At 71.3% G+C, this 24,239-nt stretch carries 11 protein-coding genes; 2 read left to right on the top strand and 9 right to left on the bottom strand.

All coding sequences use genetic code 11. From position 1 onward, the window contains the following. Positions 1-90 precede the first annotated feature (90 nt). From OMP43_RS21225 to OMP43_RS21190, 8 genes are read right to left on the bottom strand one after another with little or no spacing between them, the layout of a single operon-like run. Positions 91-1,266 (bottom strand): acyl-CoA dehydrogenase, encoded by a 1,176-nt coding sequence (locus tag OMP43_RS21225; RefSeq protein WP_280281547.1) that lies wholly within the window; start codon positions 1,264-1,266, stop codon positions 91-93. A gap of 11 nt (positions 1,267-1,277) precedes the next feature. Continuing rightward, positions 1,278-1,682 (bottom strand): RidA family protein, encoded by a 405-nt coding sequence (locus OMP43_RS21220; protein WP_280281546.1) that lies wholly within the window; start codon positions 1,680-1,682, stop codon positions 1,278-1,280. Continuing rightward, positions 1,679-2,083 carry a thioesterase family protein gene (locus OMP43_RS21215; protein WP_280281545.1) on the bottom strand — a complete coding sequence of 135 codons (405 nt, stop codon included), beginning with the start codon at positions 2,081-2,083 and terminating at the stop codon, positions 1,679-1,681. The genes OMP43_RS21220 and OMP43_RS21215 overlap by 4 nt, the downstream gene beginning before the upstream one ends. Next, complete coding sequence (locus tag OMP43_RS21210) at positions 2,083-3,249, bottom strand: acyl-CoA dehydrogenase family protein (protein WP_280281544.1); 1,167 nt, start codon at positions 3,247-3,249, stop codon at positions 2,083-2,085. The genes OMP43_RS21215 and OMP43_RS21210 overlap by 1 nt, the downstream gene beginning before the upstream one ends. After that, positions 3,249-4,064 carry an enoyl-CoA hydratase family protein gene (locus OMP43_RS21205; RefSeq protein ID WP_280281543.1) on the bottom strand — a complete coding sequence of 272 codons (816 nt, stop codon included), beginning with the start codon at positions 4,062-4,064 and terminating at the stop codon, positions 3,249-3,251. The genes OMP43_RS21210 and OMP43_RS21205 overlap by 1 nt, the downstream gene beginning before the upstream one ends. Continuing rightward, positions 4,061-4,552: a MarR family transcriptional regulator gene (locus OMP43_RS21200; RefSeq protein WP_280281542.1), complete on the bottom strand. Its 492-nt coding sequence runs from the start codon at positions 4,550-4,552 to the stop codon at positions 4,061-4,063. The genes OMP43_RS21205 and OMP43_RS21200 overlap by 4 nt, the downstream gene beginning before the upstream one ends. Then, complete coding sequence (locus tag OMP43_RS21195) at positions 4,549-5,310, bottom strand: SDR family NAD(P)-dependent oxidoreductase (protein ID WP_280281541.1); 762 nt, start codon at positions 5,308-5,310, stop codon at positions 4,549-4,551. Before OMP43_RS21195 ends, OMP43_RS21200 begins: the two co-directional genes overlap by 4 nt. 4 nt (positions 5,311-5,314) lie before the next feature. After that, positions 5,315-7,618 carry a bifunctional salicylyl-CoA 5-hydroxylase/oxidoreductase gene (locus OMP43_RS21190; protein WP_280281540.1) on the bottom strand — a complete coding sequence of 768 codons (2,304 nt, stop codon included), beginning with the start codon at positions 7,616-7,618 and terminating at the stop codon, positions 5,315-5,317. A 140-nt stretch (positions 7,619-7,758) separates the two neighbouring features. Between OMP43_RS21190 and OMP43_RS21185 the strand changes: the two genes are divergently transcribed. Beyond that, positions 7,759-8,928, top strand: coding sequence for a pyridoxal phosphate-dependent aminotransferase (locus OMP43_RS21185; protein WP_280281539.1), 1,170 nt, complete (start codon positions 7,759-7,761; stop codon positions 8,926-8,928). A 100-nt stretch (positions 8,929-9,028) separates the two neighbouring features. Then, entirely contained in the window at positions 9,029-10,681 is a 1,653-nt protein-coding gene (locus tag OMP43_RS21180; protein WP_280281538.1) for a DUF885 family protein, read from the top strand. Positions 10,682-10,850: 169 nt separating this feature from the next. Here the strand turns inward: OMP43_RS21180 and OMP43_RS21175 are convergent, their stop codons facing one another. Next, positions 10,851-23,564, bottom strand: coding sequence for an autotransporter outer membrane beta-barrel domain-containing protein (locus OMP43_RS21175; protein WP_280281537.1), 12,714 nt, complete (start codon positions 23,562-23,564; stop codon positions 10,851-10,853). Positions 23,565-24,239 lie beyond the last annotated feature (675 nt).

Raw genomic sequence — 24,239 nt, 5'->3', positions numbered from 1 at the left:
GCGAGGAATTCGCGGTGGTGCGACCCTTGTGACTTTCCGCGCTACGCTTGCCGGTTCGCTGTAGGAGACAGGCCGGCAACCGGAAACCAGTCAGAAAGCGGCGATGCCGGTGATCGCGCGGCCCAGGATCAGCGCATGGACGTCGTGCGTGCCCTCATAGGTGTTGACCGTCTCGAGGTTCATCAGGTGGCGCATCACCTGGAATTCGCCCGAGATGCCGTTGCCGCCGTGCATGTCGCGCGCGGCCCGGGCGATGTCGAGCGCCTTGCCGACATTGTTGCGCTTGACGATCGAGATCATCTCGGGGGCGAAGCGGCCGGCGTCGATCAGCCGGCCCACCCGCAGGGAAGCCTGCAGGCCGAGCGCGATTTCGGTCTCCATGTCCGCCAGCTTCTTCTGGAAGAGCTGGGTCGCGGCGAGCGGCTTGCCGAACTGGTGCCGGTCGAGCCCATATTGGCGGGCGGCATGGAAGCAGAATTCGGCGGCGCCGAGCGCGCCCCAGCTGATGCCGTAGCGGGCGCGGTTGAGGCAGGAGAAGGGGCCCTTCAGCCCCTCGACCCCGGGCAGCAGCGCGTCCTCGCGCACCTCGACATCGTCGAGCTGGATCATGCCGGTGATCGAGGCGCGCAGGCTCAGCTTGCCTTCGATCCTGGGTGCCGAAAGGCCCTTCATGCCCTTCTCGAGCACGAAGCCGCGGATCGCGCCGCCATGCGCGTCCGACTTGGCCCAGACGATGAAGACGTCCGCGATCGGCGCGTTGGAGATCCAGGTCTTGGCGCCGTTCAGCCGATAGCCGCCGTCGATCCGGGTGGCACGCGTGCGCATGCCGCCGGGATCGGAGCCGGCATCGGGTTCGGTCAGACCGAAGCAGCCGATCCATTCGCCGCTGGCGAGCTTGGGCAGATAGCGCAGCCGCTGCGCTTCCGAGCCAAAGGCATGGATCGGGTACATGACCAGGCTCGACTGGACGCTCATCATCGAGCGATAGCCCGAATCCACGCGCTCCACTTCGCGGGCGATCAGGCCATAGGCGACATAGGAGGCGCCGACGCCGCCATAAGCCTCGGGCACGGTCGGCCCGAGCAGGCCCAGCGCGCCCATCTCGCGGAAGATGTCCGGATCGGTGACTTCCCGGTCGAACGCCTCGATCACGCGCGGCGCGAGCCGCCCCTGCGCATAGTCGCGCGCGGTGTCGCGGATCATCCGCTCCTCGTCCTCCAGCTGCGTGTCGAGCAGCAGGGGATCGGCCCAGTCGAATTTCTGCATGTCAGGGTTCCTCAGGCAGTGGGGGCGACCGCGATCGTCTCGATCTCGACCTTGGCTTCGGCCTCGACCAGCGCGGCGACCTCGACCACGGCCATCGCCGGATAGTTGCGGCCGATCAGCTCGCGATACGCCGCGCCGATCTCGGCGATCTGGCCGAGATATTCGGCGCGGCTGGTGACGTACCAGGTCATGCGCACGATGTGCTCCGGGCCGGCGCCGCCTTCGGCGAGGATCGCCAGCGTGTTGACCAGCACCTGGCGGAACTGGCCGGCGAGATCGGGGGCGACGAAGCGCTCCTCCGCGTCCCAGCCGACCACGCCGGCGGTGAACAGCATCCGGCCGCTGGCCGCGATGCCGTTGGCATAGCCGCGCGGGCGCTTCCAGCCGGGGGGGAGCAGGCTCTGATGGGCAGTCATCGGCATTCCGTTTCAAGGCGTTGGCGATATTCGGGGGGCCAGGGCCGCGACTTGCCGTCGGCAAGATCGATCAGCACCTGGGTGAGGCGGACCGAGAAGCGCAGCGCGCCCTCGCACGTCACCTCCACTTCCAGGTCGATCGAGCTGCGGCCAACCCGGGTGAGGCGCACGGCGAAATCGAGCCGGTCGCCCAGCCTGCTCGGCGCGGTGAAGGTGGAGGAGAGGCTGACGGTGGGCAGGCCCAGGCCGCGCCCCATGTGCATCGCCCGCCGGTCGTCGCCCAGCACCGCCGGGGTCCAGTCCTCGACCGCGGCGTCGCACAGCTCGAGGCAGCGTGGGTAGAAGGCGATCCCCGCCGGGTCGCAATGGGCGAAGCGCAGCGGATAGGCGACGCGGAACATCAGCCGGCGCTCTGGGCGAGGTGCTGGCGGGCGATGACGATCTTCTGCACCTCCGAGGCGCCTTCATAGATGCGCAGCGCCCGGACCTCGCGGTACAGCGCCTCGACCGGCGCGCCGACGGTGACGCCCAGGCCGCCGAAGATCTGCACCGCCTTGTCGATCACCTGCTGGGCGCTGTCGGTGGCGTGGAGCTTGGCGAGCGCCGCCTCGCGCGTGTTGCGCTGGCCCCGGACGTCGCGGAGCCAGCCGGCACGGTAGATGAGAAGGGCGGAGGTATCGATGTCGAGCACCATCTCGGCGAGCTTGGACTGGGTGACCGGATTGTCGGCGAGCGTGCCATCGCCGAGCCGCCTGGTCCGGGCACGGGTGGTGGCCTCGTCGAGCGCGCGGCGGGCGAAGCCCAGCGCGGCGGCGCCCACGGTGGTGCGGAAGATGTCGAGCGTCGCCATCGCCGCCGCGAAGCCGCGCCCGGGCTCCCCCAGCAGGGCGTCGGCGGGCAGCGCCATGTCGGCGAACTCCAGCGTGGCGAGCGGATGCGGCGCGATCACTTCGATCCGCTCGGTGACGCGCAGGCCCGCCGTGTCGGCATCGACGAGGAAGGCGGAGATGCCCCTGGCGCCCGGCGCCTCGCCGGTGCGGGCGAAGAGGACGTAGTAATCGGCGATGCCGCCGTTCGAGATATAGGTCTTGGCGCCGTTCACGCGCCAGCCAGTGCCGTGGCGCTCGGCCAGCGTCTCCATCGCGGCGACGTCGGAGCCGGAGCCCGGCTCGGTGAGCGCGAAGGCGGCGATCTTCTCGCCGCGTGCCACGGCGGGGAGATAGGCCTGTTTCTGCGCCTCGGTGCCGAACAGCGAGATGGTGCCCGATCCCAGTCCCTGCATGGCGAAGGCGAAATCGGCCAGCCCCGAATGGCGCGCCAGCGTCTCGCGGATCAGCGCCAGCGAGCGGATGTCGAGCGTCTCGTGCACGCCGCCCCAGGCCGCCGGCACGCAGTAGCGCAGCCAGCCGCCGTCGCCGAGCGCGCGGACGAGCCTCCGGCATTCGGCATCCATATCGGCGCCGTGATGGCCGGTGAGGTTGGCAATGCACCAGGTCTCCAGCGCTTCGGCCAGCCTGCGGTGGCCGTCGTCGAGAAAGGGCCAGTCGAGGAAGCTGCGGTCGGCCATCAATTGCCCTCGAACTCGGGAGTGCGCTTCTCCGCAAAGGCCTCGAAGGCGCGGCGGAAATCCCTGGTCGCCATGCAGATCGCCTGGGCCTGGGCCTCCATCTCGATCGCGGTCTCGATGCTCACCGCCCATTCGGTGTTGAGCTGGGTCTTGGTGATGCCGTGCGCGAAATTGGGGCCGGCGGCGATGCTGCGGGCCAGTGCCTGGGCTTCGCCCGGCAGCGCGTCGGCGGGCACGAGCCGGTTGTGGAAGCCCCAGCGCTCGCCTTCCTCGGCCGACATCATGCGGCCGGTATAGAGCAGGTCGGCGGCGCGGCCCTGGCCGATGATCCGCGGCAGGATTGCGCAGGCGCCCATGTCGCAGCCCGCCAGGCCGACGCGCGTGAACAGGAAGGCGGTCTTGGCCGCCGGGGTGGCGAGGCGCAGGTCGGACGCCATCGCCATGATCGCCCCGGCGCCGACGCAGATGCCGTCGATCGCCGCGACGATCGGCTGCGGGCAGGCGCGCATCGCCTTGACCAGGTCGCCGGTCATCCGGGTGAAGGCCAGCAGCTCGGGCATCGCCATCCCGGTCAGCGGCCCGATGATCTCATGGACGTCGCCGCCCGAGGAGAAATTGCCGCCGGCGCCGGTAAGGACGATCGCCTTCACCTGCGGCGCATATACCAGATCCCGAAAGGCATCGCGCAGCTCGGCATAGCTTTCAAAGGTGAGCGGGTTCTTCCGCTCGGGGCGGTTGAGGGTGATGGTCGCTATCCCGTCGGCAAACTGCCAGCCGAAATGCGCCGGCGCGAAGCTGGTCGGATCCATGGTCATTCCTTCCCTCCATCGGCAGCGAGCGAATCCTTGAGTATTCCGAGCAACGCGTGAAGCTGGCCGCGTTCCTCCCGGCCCAGTCCCGCGAGCATCGCCTCGATCCAGGCGTGATGCGCCTCGGCCAGCCCGGCGAAGCATTCGCGCCCCAGCTGGGTCAGCCGCGCGACCGAGGAGCGGCCGTCGGTGGGAGAGGGGGCCAGGCTGACATAGCGATCGCGCACCAGCGCCTGGACGACGCCGGTGACATTGCCGTTCGATACGAGCAGCGCCTGGGAGAGCTGGCCCATCGTCATTCCGCCGGGATGGCGGTCGAGCGCGGCCATCACGTCGAAGCGCGGCAGGGTGATGTCATGTTTGTCGGCGAAGCCGCGCTTCAGCCGCTTCTCGATCACCGTGGTGCAGGTGAGCAGCCGCAGCCACAGGCGCACGCTGCCGCGATCGTCGAGCGCGCCGTCATGCTTCTCGCGGAGGGAGGCGGCGCGGGTCATGTCACTTCTCCGCCGGCGATCGGGATCGCCTGGCCGGTCACCGATCCGCTGGCCGGCAGGCAGAGCCACACTGCCGCGGCCGCCACTTCCTCGGGCGTGATCAGGCGTTTCTGGGGATTGTGGCGAGTCAGCTCGGCCAGCGCCTCCGCTTCGCTGCGGCCGGTACGGCCGGCGATGGTCTCGATCGCCCTGGCCACGATGTCGGTATCGGTGAAGCCGGGGCAGAGCGCATTGGCGGTGAGCGGCGTGGCGGCGAACTCGGCGGCGAGCGCGCGCATCAGCCCGATCGCGCCATGCTTCGAGGCGACATAGGCGGCGGTATAGCCATAGCCCTTGAGCCCCGCGGTCGACGCGATGGTGACGATCCGCCCCGCCGGTGCCGCGAGCAGGTCCGGCAGCGCGGCCTGGCAGCAATGGAACAGCGCGTCGAGATTGGTCGCCATCGTCGCGCGCCAGGTGTCTGCCGTCATTCTGGCGAAGGGCGCGCTGGGGGCGATGCCGGCGTTGTTCACCAGGATGCCGATCGGCCCGTGCGCGGCGCGGGCGGTCTCGAAGCCGGTGTCGATCGAGGCGCGATCGGTCACGTCGGCGGGGATGGTGATGGCGCCGGGGATCGTCGCGGCGACAGCCTCGATCGGCTCGACCCGGCGCCCGATCAGCGTCAGGCGCGCGCCCTCTTCGGTCAGGGCCCGGGCGATCGCCGCACCGATGCCGGACCCGCCGCCGGTGACGACCGCATGGACATCCTTCAGGCGCATGGCATCAGCTCCCGAGCGCCGCGCCGGCCTCGGCGGCGCGTTGCAGGTTGCGGGCGAGCTGGCTCATCCCGCCCAGATATTGCGGCGGCACGCGCACGCCGCGATAGCCGTGCTGCGCGGCGGCGCGCAGCGTCCACATCGGGTCGATCATGTGCGGCCGTCCGATTGCGACCAGGTCGGCGCGGCCGGCGGCGAGGATCGAATTGGCGTGGTCGGTCTCGAAGATATTGCCCACCGCCATGGTCGAGACGCGCGCCTCGTTGCGGATCCGGTCGGCAAAGGGCGTCTGGAACATGCGGCCATAGACCGGCTTGCACTCGACCCAGGTCTGGCCGGCCGAGACGTCGATCAGGTCGGCGCCCGCTTCGTCAAAGGCGCGGGCGATCGCCACCGCTTCGTTGGGCGTGACGCCCTGGTCGCCCATCCAGTCGGTCGCCGAGATGCGGACCGACATCGGCCGTTCGGCGGGCCAGGCGGCGCGCATCGCCGCGAACACTTCGAGCGGATAGCGCAGGCGGTTCGCCAGGCTGCCGCCATAGTCGTCGGTGCGAGTGTTCTGGAGCGGCGTGATGAAGCTGGAGAGCAGATAGCCGTGCGCGGCGTGCAGCTCGATCATGTCGAAGCCGGCTTCCGCCGCCATGCGCGCCGCCGCGACGAACTGGTCGCGCACTTCGTCCATGTCGGCGCGGGTCATCGGGCGCGGCGCGGCGTTGTCGGCGCTCCACGGCACGTCGGAGGCGGCGATCAGTGGCCAATTGCCCTCGGGCAGGGGCTGGTCCATCCCCTCCCAGCCGATCCTGGTCGAGCCCTTGGCGCCCGAATGGCCGAGCTGGAGGCAGATCTTCGCGCCGCTGTGCGCATGGACGAAATCGGTGATGCGCCGCCAGGCCGCGACATGCCCGGGAGCGTACATGCCCGGGCAGCCGGGCGTGATCCGGCCCTCGGGCGAGACGCAGGTCATCTCGGTATAGATCAGGCCGGCGCCGCCCTGGGCGCGGGTGCCGTAATGGACGAGATGGAAGTCGTTCGGCGTGCCGTCGACGGCCGAATACATGGCCATGGGCGAAACCACGATACGATTCGCCAGCGGCATTTCGCGCAATCTGTACGGTGCGAACATCGGCGGGACCGGTTGCGCGCGCTTTCCGCCCGGCGACTGCGCCTGGAACCAGCTTTCGACCCCTTCCAGCCAGTTCCGGTCGCGCAGGCGGAGATTCTCGTGGCTGACCCGCTGCGAGCGCGTGAGCAGCGAATAGGCGAACTGGATCGGCGCGAATGGCAGATAGCGGTCGAGCGTCTCGAACCATTCGGTCGAGTTGCGCGCGCTGTTCTGCAGCTTGAGCACCTCGACATTGCGCTCGGCCTGATATTCCGCCAGCGCCTGGGCGCGGCCGAGCCCGGGGCGGTTGAGCACCTCGGCCAGCTTGATCGCGTCCTCCAGCGCCAGCTTGGTGCCCGACCCGATCGAGAAATGCGCGGTGTGCGCCGCGTCGCCGAGCAGGACGAACTTGTCGTGCGACCAGCGGCCGGTGACGATCCGGCGGAAGTTCAGCCAGGCCTGGGGCCCGGGCAGATGCGTGGCGTTGGACATCAGGCCATGGCCGTCCAGATGCCGGGCGAAGATCCGCTCGCACAGCGCGATCGCCGCGGGCTGGTCCATCGCGTCGAGGCCCAGGCCGTGCCAGGTCGCCGGATCCATCTCGACGATGAAGGTCGAGAGATCGTCGTCGAAGCGATAGGCATGGGCCCAGACCCAGCCCGCCGCGGTCTCCTCGAAGGCGAAGGTGAAGGCGTCGAACACCTTGCCGGTGCCGAACCAGAAGAACTTGTTCCTGCGCACCTGGATGTCGACGTCGAAATGCTCGGCATGCGCATTGCGGATGCGGCTGTTGGCGCCGTCGGCGGCGATGACGAGATCATAGTCCGCCCAGTCGGCCAGGTCCGGCCCCGCCTCGTGCCGGAAATGCAGCACCACGCCCAGCTCGCGGGCCCGCGCCTGGAGGATCGCCAGCAGCCGCTTGCGGCCGATGCCGATAAAGCCGTGCCCCGACGAGCGGATGCGCTCGCCATGGATATGCACGTCGATATCGTCCCAATGCGCGAACTCGCCGCGGATCGTCTCGCCGCTGACGGGATCGTTCGCCATCAGATTCTCGACCGTCTGGTCCGAGAAGACGACGCCCCAGCCGAACGTGTCGTCGGGCCGGTTGCGCTCGAACACATGAATCTCATGGCCCGCATCGCGCACTTTCATCGAGATGGCGAAATAGAGGCCAGCCGGCCCGCCGCCCACGCATGCGATCTTCATCGAGCAGAACTCCCTCGCGGCGACTCCGTCCGTGTCACCTAACGCCCGGATCCTAGATATTTCAAGCCTAAAATTTCAAGCTTGAAATATCATATATCACGCAATTATTCACAGGTAATCGAGTCGTGGGAGGTCTAGGGATGAAGTGGCCGGCACAGCGCCTGACGGGCGGATCGAAGAAGAGCTTCGGCATGTACGACGAAGCGGCGAAGCTGGACGCGGCGGGCGTGGACCTGATCCACCTCGAATTCGGCCGCCCGCATGCGGACACGCCCGCGCACATCAAGGAAGCGGCCAAGGCGGCGCTCGACGCGGGCATCGTCCATTATGGCGATTTCCGCGGCACGCTCTCCTTCCGCCGGGCGCTGGCGGAGAAGCTCGCCGCGTTCAACGGCCTGGACTATGGCGTCGACGAGGTGCTGGTGTGCAACGGGCTCACCCATGCTTCCTTCGCCGCCTTCATGGCCGCGATCGATCCCGGCGACGAAGTGATCCTGCTCGATCCCTATTACCCCCAGCATATCGGCAAGACCGAGCTGGCCGGCGGCAAGGTGGTGATCGCCGATCTCGACAAGGCGGACAATTTCGCGATCTCAAGGGAGAGGATCGCCGCGAAGATCACCGATCGCACGCGGATGATCGTGCTGGTCAACCCGGCCAACCCCACCGGCCGAGTCTATAGCCGCGCGGAACTCCAGCACGTCGCCGACCTGGCGATCGAGCACGACCTGCTGGTGCTCTCCGACGAGGTCTATGAATATATCACCTATGGCAGGGCCGAGCATGTCAGCATCGCCAGCCTGCCTGGCATGCGCGACCGGACCATCACCTGCTTCGCCTTCACCAAGGCCTATTCGATGGACGGCTGGCGGATCGGCTATCTGACCGCCGATGCGAAGCTGATGCCCGCGATCCTGCGCATCACCATGACCGATGTGACGCACGTCAACGTCTTCATCCAGGAAGGTGCCCGCGCCGCCGTGGAGGGGCCGCAGGACGCGATGCTGGCGATGGTCGAGGCCGATCGCCGCAAGCGCGACATCGTCGTCCAGGCGCTCAACCAGATGCCGGGCGTCAGCTGCGCCGAGCCGGAAGGGACGATCTATGCCTTTCCGGACATCAGCGGCACCGGGCGCTCCTCGCAGGACCTCGCCATGGCGATCCTGAAGGAAGCGCATGTCGTGGTCGAATCGGGAAGCTTCTACGGCCCGGGCGGGGAGGGGCATCTGCGCGTCTGCTTCGGATCGGAATCCGAGGCGCGGGTGGCCGAGGCGATGGAGCGGCTGGGGCGGTTCTTCAACGCGCTCTGAAGGGCGCGGGCGGTTGCATTCCTCCGTCGTCGCCCCGGCGCGGGGCCGGAGCGACGAAGAGCGGTGAGAGCTTCAACTCGACGAATTGGGGAGAAATGGGATGAAGAGGCGTCTGGGTCTTGCTGCCGTGCTGCTGGCGTTGCCGGCGCTTCCGATCCCGTTGGCGGCGCCCGCACGCGCCCAGGCTCAGGCCGCACCGCAGGGCTATGACGCGCTGGTCGCGCTCTACCAGGAGTTTCGCGCCTTCGTGCCGCCGCCGATGGTGCGGGGCGTGCCCGATTATTCGCCCGAGACGATGGCGCGCCATTATGCCGGGCTCCAGCGCTTCGAGGCGCGGCTGGCGGCGATCGACGACAGCGCCTGGCCGATCCCGCGGCGCGTCGACTACATGGTGGTGCTCGCCGAGATGCGCGGGCTGGAGTTCCAGCACCGGGTGACGCAGCCCTGGAAGCGCGATCCGGCCTTCTACAGCACCACCAATCTCGGCTTCGGGCCCAAGATGCACGGCGCCATCGCGATCCCGGCGCTGCCGGTCGCGAAGGACGCGGCCGCGGCGCTGGCCGCCCGGCTGAACGCGGTGCCCGGGGCGCTGCGCCAGGCCCGGGCGAACCTCACCGATGCGCGCGGCGACCTTGCCCGGCTGGCGATCGTGCAGAAGCAGGTGGAAGTGAACGTCTATGGCGCGCTGGCGGCGGAAGCGGCGAAGCGCCAGCCTCTGCTCGTCGCCCCGGCGAAGCGCGCCCAGGCCGCCGCCGCCGCGTTCAAAGCGTGGCTGGAGGGCATCGAGGCCGGGCTTCCCGCGCATGGCGGGGTGGGGGCGGAGAATTACGCCTGGTATCTCAGGCACGTGCTGCTGCTGCCCTATACGCCGGAGGAGATCCGGGTGATCGGCGAGCGCGAATATCAGCGCCAGCTGGCCTTTCTGAAGATCGAGGAGCATCGCGACCGGGCCATTCCGATGCCCGAGCCGGTCAAGACCCGCGCCGAGTTCGACGCCAAGCGCAAGGCGGAGGACGAGGACCTGCTCAGGTTCCTGCGCGACGGCCAATGGGTGACGGTCCCGGACTATGTGAAGCATGATCCGGAGGAGGGGCCGTACCAGTTCCCCTTCGAGAAGGATCCGTCCAGGCCGGGCCTGTTCGATGCGCCGCAGCATCTCCATTTCTTCTTCCAGGCCGAGTTCCGCGACGGGCGGCCGCTGCGCGCGCACAACCTGCCCGGCCATGCCTTTGACGAACTTCAGGCGGCGCGCGACACGCGCCCGGTGCGCGGCCAGCCGCGGCTGTTCTTCGTCAACGGCCTGCGCAACGAAGGCTGGGCCTTTTACCTCGAGGAATTCCTGATCCAGTCGGGCATGCTGGCGGACCGGCCCAAGGCGCGCGAGATCGACTATATCCTGGGCGCCAAGCGCGCGGCGCGCATCCTGCCCGAGCTGAAGATGCAGGCGAACGAATGGACCTGGAAACAGGCCAATGCCTCGCTGGTCTCGCGCACGCCCAAATGGATGCAGCCGGGCGATGCCGTCGCGCAGTTCGACATCGAGCTGTACCTGCGCCAGCCGGGCTATGGCATCGGCTATTACATGGGCAAGGTCGAGCTGGAGAAGCTGCTGGCCGATGTGGCGATGCGCGAAGGCGAGGGGTTCGACATCAAGACGTTCCACGATCGCTTCCGCGCGGCGGGCTCGATCCCGATCTCGCTGATCCGCTGGGAGCTGACGGGAAGCGACGACGAGATCCGCACGATGCGATGAGGCATGGGCGGGCTGTCCGGGCTTCGTGCCCGTATTCCGCCCGGCCATCGCCGCCTTCGCGGGGATGACGGCTATTGGGATCTCGTCAATGTGATCCGCCGGGGGCTGCTCGATCGGCTTGACGGAGCTGCCCAGGGCGCGCCTCATGCCCTGGACAGCCCCCATGCGATCAGAAGCGGATGCGGGCGCTCAGGCTGGCGCGATGGTCCGTGGTGCGCTTGCCGAACTCGCCGTCATAGCCGAGCCGCAGCGACAGGTTCTCGTTGCCCACCACCCGCAGCTCCGCGCCGACATGCGCGGCCTGGCGATCCATCAGCGTCGTGATCGTCGCCGGCGCGGCCGAGGCGTTGCCGCCGAGCAGGCGGAACGGCGCCGCGATCCGGTCGGTGGTGTTGAACACGCCGCCGCCGGTGATCGCGAAGGTCGCGCTGGTCGGGCCGCTGCCGGCGAGCCGCACGCCCAGGCTCAGCTCGGGCGCGACGGTGCCGATCCACTGGGTGTGCGAGAGGCTCTCGACGCCCAGGCCCTCGAGCCCGTGCTCGGTGAAGCCGCCCTGGCGCAGCGCGGTGACGAAGCCGCGCACCGCCGGCCGCGCGAACACCATGCCCTGGCCGAGCACCCAGGCCGCCTCGGCGCTGCCCTGGAAATAGCCGGTGCCCTGGTTGCCCACGCCCTGGCGCGTGTCGAAGATGCTCACGCCGCGGCGCAGCTCGGTCCATTGCCAGCCGCCGCTCACCGAGGCGGCGAACTGCGCGCCGCTCGCACCCGCATAGCGCGCGCCGATACCGGCATGGACACCGTTGCCGTCCGAATTGGCGCGCAGCCCGTCGATCCTGGCATTGCCGAGGCTGTCATAGCCGATCGCGCCGCCGATCATCCAGTCGCCGCCCAGCGGCTTCTCGAAGCCGGCGCGGAAGCGGCCGTCGGTATCGCCGCGGACGCTGGCATGCTCGCCGTCGCCGCTGCGCTTGAAGACATGGCCGCCGGCCTGGCTCCACGCGCAGCCATCGCCCGCCGGGCCGGCGAGCGTGCCGCAGCCGAACAGGTTGGACGAGAAGTCGCGCGCCGCGCCGAACTGGGTGAGCGAGGCGATCAGATAGGGCTCGGGGTTCAGCTGGTCGAAGATCGCGCGATACTGGGCCTCGCCGCCGGCCTGGATGTTGCCGAGCAGGGCCAGCAGGCGGCCGATCCCGGCCGAGCTGCCCGCCGTCACCGCGCGGTCCATATAGGCGCCGAGCGCGCGCTCGTTGCCGTTGAGGAAGGGCTGGCCGAAATTGGTGTCGAAGGCGAGCTGGATGCCGGCGCTGTTGGCGAGCACGCGATAGTCGACCGCCAGCGTGTCGCGGATGACGAGCCCGTTGTTGGTCGCCGTGCCCGCCGTGGCGAACAGGGTGACCGGGTTCTTGTCCTGCATCCAGGTGAGGATCACGTCGCCGGTGCCGGCCACGCTGGTGTTGCCGCTCACATTGACGCGGTCCGACGCATAGGGGCCGAAGGCGACGTCGAACGCCAGGTGGCCGGTGGCGCTCTGGGTGAAGTCGCCGTCGAGATCGACCGTGTTGATGACGCGGGCGCCGTAGAGCAGGTTGGTCGCGGGGGTGCCAACGCCGTCCAGATTGGCGAAGCTGGCGCCGTGCAGCAGGTCGATCGGAGTGCGGCTGGCGGCAAGGCCCATCTGGAAGTCGCCCGCATTGGCGAAGCTCCCGCTCGAGCCGGCGCCGTCGCGCAGGTCGATCCGGCTGAAGGCGATGAAGACGCCGCTGGCGTTGTTGACCAGGGCGTTGGTTCCGCTGCCCAGGTCGACATTGCCGATGATCGTGCCGCTGTTCTCCACCCGGTCGTTGCCCGCGCCGGTGTCGATCGCGAGGCCGGAGACCGCGCTGATCGAGCCGGAGGTGAGCTGGATCAGGTTGGCCGCGCCGCCGGCCAGGCGGATGCCGGCGCCGGTGCCGGCGCCGCCGCGCACCAGGTTGTTGGCGGTGACGCGGATATTGCCCGTGCCGGTGCTGCCCTGGCTCTGGGCGAAGATGCCGGTCGAGTTCAGGCCGGCGGCGAAGACCGAGCCGGAGAGGCGCAGGTCGATCGCGCCGCCCGCGCCGGTGCCGGTGCCGTTGCCGGCGAAGATCCCCTCGACCCAGCCGCCGCCGCCGCCGAGCGACTGCGCGACCACGCCGATGGAATTGGCGCCGAGCACCGTGATGTTGCCGGTCTGGTCGAAGCGGATGGCGCCGCCATTGCCGGTATTGCCCGGGTTGAAGGCGATGCTGGCGGAATCGATTGCGCCCAGCACCGCGCCGCCGCCGCCGCCGATCGACTGGAGGAACACGCCATGCGCATGGTTGCCGGCGGTCTGGACCGCGCCGTTGTTCGACACGGTGACGCTGCCGCCATTGCCGCTCGCGCCGCCGCTGCCGCCCAGGGTGACGCTGGCGCTGCCGCCGGTGAGGCGCACCTCGCCGCCGCCCGCGCCGATCGACTGGACGACCAGCGCCGGCGAATAGTCGCCCAGCGTGGCGAAGCCGCCGGCATAGGCGAGGGTGACGGTGCCGCCGTCGAGCCCGGCGCCGCCATTGGCGCCGAGCGCGATGGCGGTCGGCGGAACCGCGGGCGGCGCGGCCGCCAGCGGATCCGCGCCGGCGCCCGCCAGCCAATAGGCCAGCGCGCGCTGGCTCTGGGGGGCGAGCCCCGCGCTGGGGCCGGTGCCGGGCGCGGTGGCGTCGACATCGAGCACGCTGGGCGCGGCCGCCGTGGCGCCCGTGCCCAGGGCGATCTCGACGATCGCCGAGCCGCCGCCGCCGCCGATCGACTGGACGATCGCGCCGGGCGCGAACTTGCCGGTGGTGCTGATCGCGCCGGTCATGCCGCGCTGGATCGCGCCGCCCGAGGCGCCGGTGGTGCCGTCGGCGCCGAGCGTGACCGAGGCGCCGGCGAAGAAGGACGCGAGCTCGGCGGTCACGTCGATGATGCCCCGGCCGCCGCCGCCGCCGATCGACTGGGCCAGCGCGCCCGCCGCGCCGTCGCCATTGGTGGTGACGCTGCCCGCATGGCTGCCGGTGATGTCGCCGCCGTCATTGTCGGCGCCGCCCAGGCCGCCCAGCGCCAGCCGGACGCCGACGGGCGCCTGGGGGTCGGTGACGGTCGGGTCGCGGAGCGCGACGATGTCGAGGTCGATGTCGATCGTGCCGCCGCCGCCGCCGATCGCCTGGTTGCTGATGCCGACGCCGTTGCGCCCGCCCGCGCCGATCGTGCCGTTCGAATTCACCGTCACCTTGCCGGCGTTCATGCCGGAAGCGCCGTCGGCGCCCGCGCGGGCGACGACCAGCGGGTTGGGCCGCTCGGTATTGCCGTGCGGGCCGACCACGGGCAGGCCCGGCAGGCCGGTGATGCCGCTGAAGTCGAGGCCCAGCGTGCCGCCGCCGCCATTGATGCTCTCCGCGACGATCGCCTGCGAGCCCGCGCCGAGCACGGTGATGTCGCCGGTCTGGTTGACCGTGACCGCGCCGCCGGTGCCGCCGGTGCCGCCGCCGGTGAGGCCGACGATCAGCGCGATCTCGTTGGACAGGGTTAGGCTGGCCGGCTCCGGGGTGAGCGCCGCGCCCAGCCCGGCATTGCCGCCGCCGCCGCCGATGCTCTGCGCCACGATGCCGTTCGCCTTGGCGCCGCGGGTGAGGATCGAGCCGCTGTTGGTCACGGTGACCGCGCCGCCATTGCCGCCATTGCCGCCCACGCCGCCGATCGCGATCAGCGGCGCCGAGGTCGGCGCGCCGATCAGCAGGCTGCCGGTGAGCGCCATCCCGCCATTGCCGCCGCCGCCGCCGATCGACTGGGCGAGGATGCCGTGCGCGCCTTCGCCCCTGGTCTCGATCGTGCCGGCATTGGTCACCTCGACCACGCCGCCGATATTGCCGCTGCCGCCGACCGCGCCGAAATTGAAGCCGAAGGCGACGCTGTCCTTGCCCGACGAGACGCCGGTCAGCGCCAGGATGGTCGAGCTGTTGCCGCCGCCGCCGCCCAGCGACTGGGCGAAGATGCCATAGGCGCCCTTGCCCTCGGTGAGGATGTCGCCCGAATTGGCGCCGCCGGTGTCGCGGTTCACCACGGTGACCTTGCCGCCCGCGCCGCCGCTGCCGCCATTGCCGCCGATGGTGACGCGCGCGCTGTGCGTCTGCTTGTCCGCCCCGGTGGCGCCCACCGCGAGCTGGAGCACCAGCCCCGCATCGCCGCCGCCGCCGCCGATCGAATTGGCGCTGATGCCCGCGGCATCCTCGCCCTTGGTCCAGATCAGCCCCTCATTGGTGACCGAGACGTCGCCCGCCTTCTCGCCCGTGCCGCCGGCGCCGCCGACATTGACGTTGATCGAGTTGTTGGCGCTCTTGCCCTGGGCGCGGAAGTCGATGACCGCGCCGCCGATGCCGCCGCCGCCGCCGATCGACTGGGCGCGGATGCCGAAGGCGCGCGCGCCGCTGGTGGCGATCACGCCGGTGTTGGTCACCGTCACCGTGTCGCCGATGCCCGCGGTGCCGCCCGAGCCGCCCACCGCGATGCCCATGGTGTTCGAAGTGTTGCCGCTGCCCTTATATTGCAGCGCGACGCTCGCCGCGAAGCCGCCGGTGCCGCCGCCGCCGCCGATGCTCTGGGCGAGGATGCCGTCCGCATCGTCGCCGCCGGTGACGATCCGCGCGCTGTTGCCGACATCGACGGTCGAGCTCTTCGAGCCGACGCCGCCGGTGCCGCCCACCGCGACCGTGAGCGCCGCCGTGGTGTTGACCATCACGCCGGTGCCGCTGCCGCCCGCGCCGCCCGACCCGCCGATGCTCTGCGCCCAGATGCCGCGCGATTCGACGCCGCGCGTGGTGAGGTTCGCCGCGTTGACGACCGAGACCGCGCCGCCGGTCGCCCCGACGCCGCCGTCCAGGCCGACGCCGACGCTGCCGGCGAAGCTCTGCGCCGAGCTGCCGCTGCCGGTGCCCACGGTGCCGCCGATCTTGAACGAGCCGCTGTTGCCGCCGCCGCCGCCGACCGACTGGGCGAAGATCGCCGAGGAATAGCCGCCGCTGGTGTCGATCGCGCCCGCGGCGTTCACCGTCACTTCGCCGCCGGTGCCGCCGGTGCCGCCCGACTGGCCGAGGCTCAGCGCGAACTGGTTCTTCGCGCCCGGCACCAGGCCGAAATCGAACGAGGCATTGCCGCCGCCGCCCCCGATCGACTGGGCATGGATGCCGATCGAACGCTCGCCGGTGGTGACGATCGCGCCGTCATGATCCACTTCGACATCGCCGGCCTCGCCGCCGATGCCGCCGCGCCCGCCGATGCTCAGGTTGAGCTGGTTGGCGTCGCGGGTATAGCCGCCGGCCAGGTTGAAGGTGCCGTTGCCGCCGCCCTTGCTGATCGACTGGGCGAGGATGCCGTCGCTCAGCGCGCCGCTGGTGCCGATATCGCCGCGGTGCCGCAGCGTGACGTCGCCGCCCGCGCCCGCGTCGCCGCCCGAGCCGCCGACATTGACCACCGCCGCGAACGGGCTGTTGCCCGCCGGCGCCAGCGTGACGTCGAGCACCAGGTTGAACCCGGCATTGCCGCCGCCGCCGCCGATCGACTGCACGGTCATCCCGTTCGATTCGTCGCCGAAAGTGCGGATGAGGCCGGGCGTCGCGGTCTCGACGCCGCCGACCATGGTATAGCCGCGCGTCACCGTCACGTCGCCGGCATTGCCGCCCGCGCCGCCGGTGCCGCCGATGCCGAGCGCGATCGGCGCGCCCTGGCGCGAGACCGCGCCGGCCACGTCGATGCCGCCCTGGCCGCCGCCGCCGCCCACCGACTGGACGAGGATGCCCGTCGCCTTGCCGACATAGTCGGTCGCCGAAAGCGTGACCGCGCCGCCGGCGCCGCTGGTCACCTTGGTGTTGACCAGCACATTGCCGTTGCTGGTGAAGGTGACGTCGCCCGCATCGGCGCCGGTGCCGCCGGTGCCGCCCAGGCCGGCGGCGAGCGCGACGCCGGTGAGCTTCGACTTGCCGGCGCCGGCATTGTTCAGCGCCGCCGAGACGTTGAGCCCGCCATCGCCGCCGCCGCCCGCGACCGACTGGACGATGATGCCGGCGGCCTCATAGCCGTCGACCATCACCTGGCCGTTCTGGGTGGCGATCACGTCGCCGCTGGCATTGCCCGCGCCGCCGAAGCCGCCGATGCCGAAGACGAGCGTCGGCTCGGTCGCGGTCGTGTCGGCGGTGATCCCGCCGGAGATGTTGATGCCGCCGGTGCCGCCGCCGCCGCCGACCGACTGGACGAGCAGGCCGCGCGCGCTGGTGCCCTGGGCGAACAGGTCGGCATCGACATTGGCGGTCACCTTGCGGCCCAGGCCGCCATCGCCGCCGAAGCCGCCGATCCCGACGGTGAGCTGGCCGTCGAGCGAGATCCCGCCCGAGACGTTGATCCCGCCGATGCCGCCGCTGCCGCCGAGCGACTGGGCGATCACCGCCGAGCGCTCGTCGCCCGAAGCGACGACCTGCACGCGGTCGGCGCCCGGCGCCTTCACGCTCAGCTCGACCGTGCCGGCATTGCCGCCATCGCCGCCGAAACCGCCGATGCCCAGCGCGGCGACGCGGCTCGCGCTGCTCGAGCCGGGCGAGGTGAGGGCGATCTGGCCGGTGACGTTGAGCCCGCCCTGGCCGCCGCCGCCGCCCACGCTCTGCGCGATCACGCCGTTCGAGCCGTTCGCGATGGTGCGATAGGCGGGGAAGCTGAAGTCGAAACCAAGGAAGTTGATCGTCTGCGCCGCGTGCGCGACCACGCCGCCATTGCCGGTCGCGAGCACATTGCCGGTCACCCGCGCGGTGACGTTGCCCGCTTCGCCGCCGCCGCCGCCGAAGCCGCCCAGGCCGAAGCCGAACGAGCCGGTGCTGCCGCTGGTGCTGCCGGAGATGCCGCCGGCCACGTCGATGCCGCCGCGGCCGCCGCCGCCGCCGATGCTCTGCGCGACGACGCCGTCGGAATCGGCGCCGCCGGTCACGGTGTTTCCGGTGCGGGTCAGCTCGACGTCGCCGGCCTTGCCGCCGTCGCCGCCAAAGCCGCCGATGCCGATCGAGGCGGTGCCCGCGGTGCCGGTGGAGAGGGCGATCGCGCCGGATACGTTGATCCCGCCCGCGCCGCCGCCGCCCGCGATGCTCTGCGCCACCACGCCGGCCGAATCGCTGCCCCGGGTCCGATAGTCGCCGGCCACGCTGGCGGTGACCTTCTGGCTGATGCCGCCGTCGCCGCCAAAGCCGCCAATGCCGATCGCGGCGCCGATGGAAGTGTTGTTGCCCGCCGAGATCGAGAGCGAGCCGGTGACGTTGAACGCGCCGTTGCCGCCGCCGCCGCCCAGGCTCTGGATCAGCGCGCCGGCCGATTCCGCGCCGCTGGTCGCGACATTGCCCGAAAGCGTGGCGTCGACCGTGGCCGCGTCGCCGCCATTGCCGCCAAAGCCGCCGATGCCGACACCGAGCGTGCCGGTGCCGCCGCTGGAAAGGGCGATGCTGCCGGTGACGTTGAACCCGCCATTGCCGCCGCCGCCGCCGGCCGACTGGATCAGGATCGCGCCGCTGCGCGCGCCGAGCGTCCCGACATCGCCGGTGAGCGCGGCGGTAACTGCCTTGGCATTGCCGCCGCTGTCGCCAAAGCCGCCGACGCCCACGCCCAGCGTGCCCGAGCTGCCATTGCCGGCGCTGAGGCTGAGGCCGCCGGTGACGTTGAACGCGCCGTTGCCGCCGCTGCCGCCCAGGCTCTGCACGGTCAGGCCCAGCGAATCGTCGCCCCTGGTGCCGATGTCGCTGGTCAGGGTCGCGTCGACCGTGCCCGCGTCGCCGCCCGCGCCGCCGAACCCGCCGACGCCGACCAGCACGTTGCCGGTGAGCTCCTTCGAGACCGCGATGCCGCCCGAGACGTTGAACCCGCCATTGCCGCCGCCGCCGCCGACCGACTGGATCAGCGCGCCGCCCGAGCGCGCGCCGCGCGTGGCGACGTCGCCGTTGATGTTGGCGATCACGGCTTCGGCATTGCCCGCGGTGGCGCCGGCGCCGCCGATGCCCACGCCGATATTGCCGGCGCCGCTCTTCGATCCGGCGATGCCGCCGGTGACGTTGAACGCGCCGTTGCCGCCGCCGCCGCCCAGGCTCTGCGCGACGATGCCGCGCGCGTCGTCGCCTTCGGTGGAGACCGCGACCAGCGTATCGGCGGTGTCGGCAACGCCCTGGTTGACGTTGAGCGTGACGGCCTTGCCGTCGCCGCCGCTGCCGCCCGCGCCGCCCAGGCCGATGCCGAGCGTGCCGGCCCCGTCCTTGGCCACCGCGATGCCGCCCGAGACGTTGAACGCGCCCGCGCCGCCGCCGCCGCCCACGCTCTGCGCCAGGATGCCGTCGCTCTCGTCGCCTGCGGTCGCGGTGGTGCCGGTGACGGTGAGGGTGACCTTGCCGGCGTCGCCGCCCGATCCGCCCGATCCGCCGATGCCGACATTGATCGCGCCGGCGACGGTGCCCGAGATGCCGATGCCGCCGGAGACGTTGAACCCGCCGGTGCCGCCGCCGCCGCCCAGGCTCTGCGCGGTGATCGCGGTCGACTGGTCGCCGAGCGTGACGACATTGCCGGTCACCGTCGCGCCGACGCGCATGGCGCCGCCGCCGCCGCCGCCCGAGCCGCCCAGGCCGACCGAGAGCGCGCCCGCCGCGGTGCCGCCGAAGCTCACCCCGCCCGAAACGTTGAAGCCGCCCGCGCCGCCGCCGCCGCCGGCGCTCTGCGCGAGGAAGCCGCCCGACTGGTTGCCTTCGGTCAGGATCGAGACCGCGCTCGCATCGACTTCGCCGCCATTGCCGGCGCCGCCGCCGGAGCCGCCCAGGCCGATATTGACCGCCGCGCCATAGCTGCCCGATCCGCCGATGCTGCCCGAGACGTTGAACCCGCCGACGCCGCCGCCGCCGCCGTTCGACTGGACCACCACGCCGCGCGACTGGTCGCCGAGCGTGTGGACGGCGGCGAGCGCGCTGCCCGTCGCATGCAACGCATTGCCGCCGGTGCCGCCCGCGCCGCCCAGGCCGACGGACAGGCCGCCGCCAAAGGTCGCGCTGCCCGCGATCGAGCCGGAGATGTTGAATCCGCCCGCGCCGCCGCCGCCGCCCAGGCTCTGGACGAGCAGGCCGTCGGACTGGTCGCCCGAGGTGTAGATCGTGCCCGCCGCGGTGCCGGTGACCTCGCCGCCGCGGCCGCCGCCCGCGCCCGCGCCGCCCAGGCCGACCGAGATGCCGCCGGCATAGTTGCCGCTGCCCGAGATCGAGCCCGCGATGTTGAACCCGCCATTGCCGCCGCCGCCGCCGGCCGACTGGATCAGCACGCCGGTCGCGCGGTCGCCCGTGGTCTGGACGTTGCCGCCGACGCGGCCGGTCACCTTGCCGCCGTCGCCGCCGCCGCCGCCCGCGCCGCCGATGCCCACCGCGACGCCCACGCTGGTGGTGCCCGCGAAGCTCACCGCGCCCGAGACGTTGAAGCCGCCCGAGCCGCCGGCGCCGCCGACCGACTGGATCACCGCGCCGCCGGCATCGTCGCCGCCGGTGGAGATGGTGCCGTCGAAATCGGTATCGACCACGCCGCCATTGCCGGCATTGGCGCCCTTGCCGCCGATGCCGACCGCGAAGGAGACCGCGCCGCCGCCGCCCGCCGCGATCGCCGCCGAGACGTTGAACCCGCCATTGCCGCCGCCGCCGCCCACCGACTGGGTGAGCAGGCCGGTCGAGAAGTCGCCATCGGTCTGGATCGCGCCGCCCGACCTGACTTCGACCAGGCCGCCATTGCCGCCGCTGCCGCCCGATCCGCCGATGCCGAGCGAGACCGATGCGCCCAGCGCCGGGCCCGCCGCCGCCGCGACCGAGACGGTGAAGCCGCCGGCGCCGCCGCCGCCGCCCACCGACTGGGCGAGGATGCCCTGCGCATTGTCGCCGGTGGTGAGGATCACCGCGTCGCCGTCCAGCGTGACATGGCCGCCGGTGCCGCCGGTGCCGCCGCTGCCGCCGATCGCCACGCTGGCGCCGCCGAAGAAGCCGCCGGTCGCCTGGACTGCGAAGCCGCCATTGCCGCCGCCGCCGCCGATCGACTGGAGCTGGATGCCGCGCGAGCGATCGCCGCTGGTCGCGATGAACGGATCGAGCTGGGTGGGCACGCCGCCGACCATCACCGAGCGGGGCGTGAGGTTGACGTCGACGATGCCGCCATTGCCGCCGGCCGAGCCGGCGCCGCCGATCGCGACGCCGACGAATGCGCTCAGCGACGCGCTGGCGCCGCCATTGCCGCCGCCGCCGCCGATCGACTGGGCAAAGATGCCGTTCGAATCATTGCCGCCGGTGCCGATATTGCCGCTGTGGTTGACGGTGACGAGGCCGGCATTGCCGCCGCTCGCGCCCTTGCCGCCGATGGTGAGCAGCACGCCGCCGGTGGTGCCGCCGTCGCCGCCGCCGCCGCCCACCGACTGGGCGAAGATCGCCGTGGCGTTGTTGCGCAGCGTGGTGACGCTGCCGGTGTTGGTGATGGTCACCGTGCCGCCGGTGCTCGCCGCCGAGCCGTTGCCGCCGATGGTGACCAGGCCGCCGCTGTCGCCGCCCTTGCCGCCGCCGCCGCCCACCGACTGGGCGAAGATGCCGCGCGCGCCGTCGCCTTCGGTGCGGACGGTGCCGGCATTGCCGACCGTGACCGTGCCGCCATTGCCGCCGGTGCCCCCGGTCCCGCCGAGCGCGACCACGCCGCCGGAGCCCGAGCCGGCGCCGCCGCCGCCGCCCACCGATTGGACGAACACCGCGTCGGCGCCCTTGCCGGTGGTGACGACGCTGCCGGTCGCGGTGATGCTGGCCGAGGCGCTGCCCGCCAGGCCGCCGCCGGTGCCGCTGCCGCCGATCGAGACGAGGCCGCCCGTGCCCTCGGCCGAGCCGCCGCCGCCGCCCACGGACTGGACGAACACGCCGCGCGCGTCGACGCCGCCGGTGCGGACCGCGCCGCCGATGGTGGCGCTCGCCGCGCCGCCGGTGCCGCCGGACCCGCCCTTGCCGCCGACCGCGACCGCGCCGCCCGAGGCGCCGCCCGCGCCGCCGCCGCCGCCCACCGATTCGACGAACACGCCATGCGCGTTGGCGCCGCCGGTGGTGACGGTCGCGCCCGCCTCGACCAGGGCCGAGGCGCTCCCGCCATTGCCGGCGGTGCTGCCGTCCGATCCGAAGGCGACCAGGCCGCCCGAGCCGCCCGCCGAGCCGCCGCCGCCGCCGATCGACTGGGCGAAGACGCCATAGGCGCCGCTGTTGATGGTGGTGACCTCGGCCCCGGCGCGCACGTTGATCGTCGCGCTGCCGCCATTGCCGCCATTGCCGGCGGTCCCGCCGAACGCGACGATCCCGCCGGTCCCGCCGACATTGCCGCCCGAGCCGCCGATCGACTGGGCCTGGATGCCCACCGCGTCCACGCCCTCGGTGCGGACGATGCCGCTATGCTCGACAGTGACGTTGCCGCCGTCGCCGCCCACGCTGCCGGCGCCCGGATTGCCGACGATGCCGTAACTGCCGCCGCTGGTGCCGGCATTGCCGCCCAGGCTCTGCGCCAGGATGCCGATCGCGCCGATATTGGTGGTCTGGATCTGGCCCGAATTGGTGACGGTGACCGTGCCGCCCTGCGCGGCGGGCCCCGAGGCGCCGCCGCCCGAGAAGAGATAGCCGGTGCCGCCCGCGCCGCCGCGCCCGGCGATGCTCTGCGCCAGGATGCCATAGCTGCGCACGCCCGAGGTGGCGATGGTCACGCTCGAGCTCAGGTCGACATTGCCGCCGCGGCCCGCGCCGCCGCCCGCGCCGCCGCGGACATTGCCCGCGCCGTCGCCGCCCTTGCCGCCATTGCCGCCGGCGCTGATCGCCGCGATGCCGGGAAGATTGTCCGAGATGGTGGTGATGTTGCCGTTGTTGGCGGGAGTCACGGTCGCGGTGATGTTCGGCCCATTGGCGCCGCCGCCGCCGGCCGAGGCGTTCGCGCCGATCGTGAAGCAGCCGCCGAATATGCAGATCTCGACGCCGGCGCCGAAGCTGCCATTGCCGCCGTTCGCGCCGCGCTGGACGTTCGAATATTGGTGGAGGTCGCCCGCCGCCGTCGGGAAGGTGAATCCCGAGCTCGTCGATCCGGTCGATCCGTTGCCCTGTGGCGGCGGCGCCGAGCCGACGCCCGCGCTCACATCGGTGACGATGGGGGTGGTGACCGTGCCGCCGCCGCTCTTGTCGAGCGTGACGCCGGTGACCCGGCCGGAGGTCAGCTGGACCGCGCTCACCGTGTAGGTGATGTTGGTATTGGTATCGGTGAAGGTCTGGCCGACGGTGTTGGCGAGCAGGATCGTGTTGTTCTGGTCGGTGCGGACCAGCGCGTCGTTGATCACTTCGACCACGCGCTCATTGGCGTCGGTGACCGGATTCAGCACCATGTCGCCGACATGCACCGGCGGTATCGCCGGCGGGGCGGGCATCGGCGCGGCCATCGCCTTGGCCAATGCCATGCGCGATACGCTGACATGGGCCGCGGCGGTGGTCGCCCAGGCGGCGGTGCCCATGGCGAGCAGCAGGCCGATGCGCTTCAGCTGCCGGGCGAGCGTCCCGAACAGCCTGCGGTCGGCCTGGCGCGGGCGGCGAGGGGCGCCGGCCCCGGCGATGCGGTCGCGCAACCGCTCGAGCGCGTGCGACAGCGCTGCCGATCGATCGGCGAGCAGGGAGAGGACAGCGCCGATCTCGGAAATGAAGTCCGATCGCTGCGCGCGGCTGAGCCGGTCGGCATCGACCGCGTCGCCCGTCGCGTCCACCAGCGCCGCGAGCCGCGCGAGCCGCACAGCATCCGTTCGCCGAACCATCGTAATTCCCCCGAAATACCTGTGAGTCGAGCTTGGATCATATCATGCTGAACAAGTAATTACCCTTAAGGGGATAGGGTTTCCGGAGCGGCACCTGTCCCGTATCCGTGCAGTCGGGGCGCGCCGGATCGGCCGGAATCCATCGCTTCGACCATCGGGCGGTGCGCGGTTATGTCCAATTTGTTTCCGCAATGGTCCATGAGGTCGGGCGCGAGGCGGTTATTGCTATCGGCTGCCGCACGGGGCGCCGCCTTCATCTGGGAAGCGTTCGCCCTGGCAAGCGGGAAGGGGGCTCCCCGCGCGGGCGGCTTCCTTTGGACTGTGTGCAACGGGGATTGCGGGGCGCGAGCCGCCGGCCGAACGGAAAAAATGCGGGGATCGGAAAAAAGTGCATTTTTCGGGTTGACGGGAATCGGTCGGGCACATAGATGGCGCCCTCCCGGCAGCGAGGCGCTCGCTTCTCTGCTCTGACCGGCCTCCGGTTGGGACGTTCTTAAATCGGTTGCGCTGCCCCGGCAGCGTCGGCTGTTTCCCTTTCAAGGGGTGCTCGTGGCGACGCTTCGGGCAGGAACGTGCTCTTTGACATAGTGATATAGATGAAGGGACATGTGGGCGGCGGCCCTGGGTTCTGACGGCTTCTAGGCGTTGGATACTCAGATAAAGTCAAGCCGTTCC

The organism is Sphingomonas sp. CBMAI 2297 (genome assembly GCF_029870595.1).
In the GTDB taxonomy this organism is placed as follows: Bacteria; Pseudomonadota; Alphaproteobacteria; order Sphingomonadales; family Sphingomonadaceae; genus Sphingomonas.
Note: the sequence above shows the minus strand (reverse complement) of the source record. Positions and strands in the feature narration are given on the sequence as shown.

Excerpts from the sequence above, each read along its gene's own strand:
- OMP43_RS21225 (WP_280281547.1), bottom strand. The coding sequence starts at position 1,266 with ATGCAGAAATTCGACTGGGCCGATCCCCTGCTGCTCGACACGCAGCTG.
- OMP43_RS21220 (WP_280281546.1), bottom strand. The coding sequence starts at position 1,682 with ATGACTGCCCATCAGAGCCTGCTCCCCCCCGGCTGGAAGCGCCCGCGC.
- OMP43_RS21215 (WP_280281545.1), bottom strand. The coding sequence starts at position 2,083 with ATGTTCCGCGTCGCCTATCCGCTGCGCTTCGCCCATTGCGACCCGGCG.
- OMP43_RS21210 (WP_280281544.1), bottom strand. The coding sequence starts at position 3,249 with ATGGCCGACCGCAGCTTCCTCGACTGGCCCTTTCTCGACGACGGCCAC.
- OMP43_RS21205 (WP_280281543.1), bottom strand. The coding sequence starts at position 4,064 with ATGACCATGGATCCGACCAGCTTCGCGCCGGCGCATTTCGGCTGGCAG.
- OMP43_RS21200 (WP_280281542.1), bottom strand. The coding sequence starts at position 4,552 with ATGACCCGCGCCGCCTCCCTCCGCGAGAAGCATGACGGCGCGCTCGAC.
- OMP43_RS21195 (WP_280281541.1), bottom strand. The coding sequence starts at position 5,310 with ATGCGCCTGAAGGATGTCCATGCGGTCGTCACCGGCGGCGGGTCCGGC.
- OMP43_RS21190 (WP_280281540.1), bottom strand. The coding sequence starts at position 7,618 with ATGAAGATCGCATGCGTGGGCGGCGGGCCGGCTGGCCTCTATTTCGCC.
- OMP43_RS21185 (WP_280281539.1), top strand. The coding sequence starts at position 7,759 with ATGAAGTGGCCGGCACAGCGCCTGACGGGCGGATCGAAGAAGAGCTTC.
- OMP43_RS21180 (WP_280281538.1), top strand. The coding sequence starts at position 9,029 with ATGAAGAGGCGTCTGGGTCTTGCTGCCGTGCTGCTGGCGTTGCCGGCG.
- OMP43_RS21175 (WP_280281537.1), bottom strand. The coding sequence starts at position 23,564 with ATGGTTCGGCGAACGGATGCTGTGCGGCTCGCGCGGCTCGCGGCGCTG.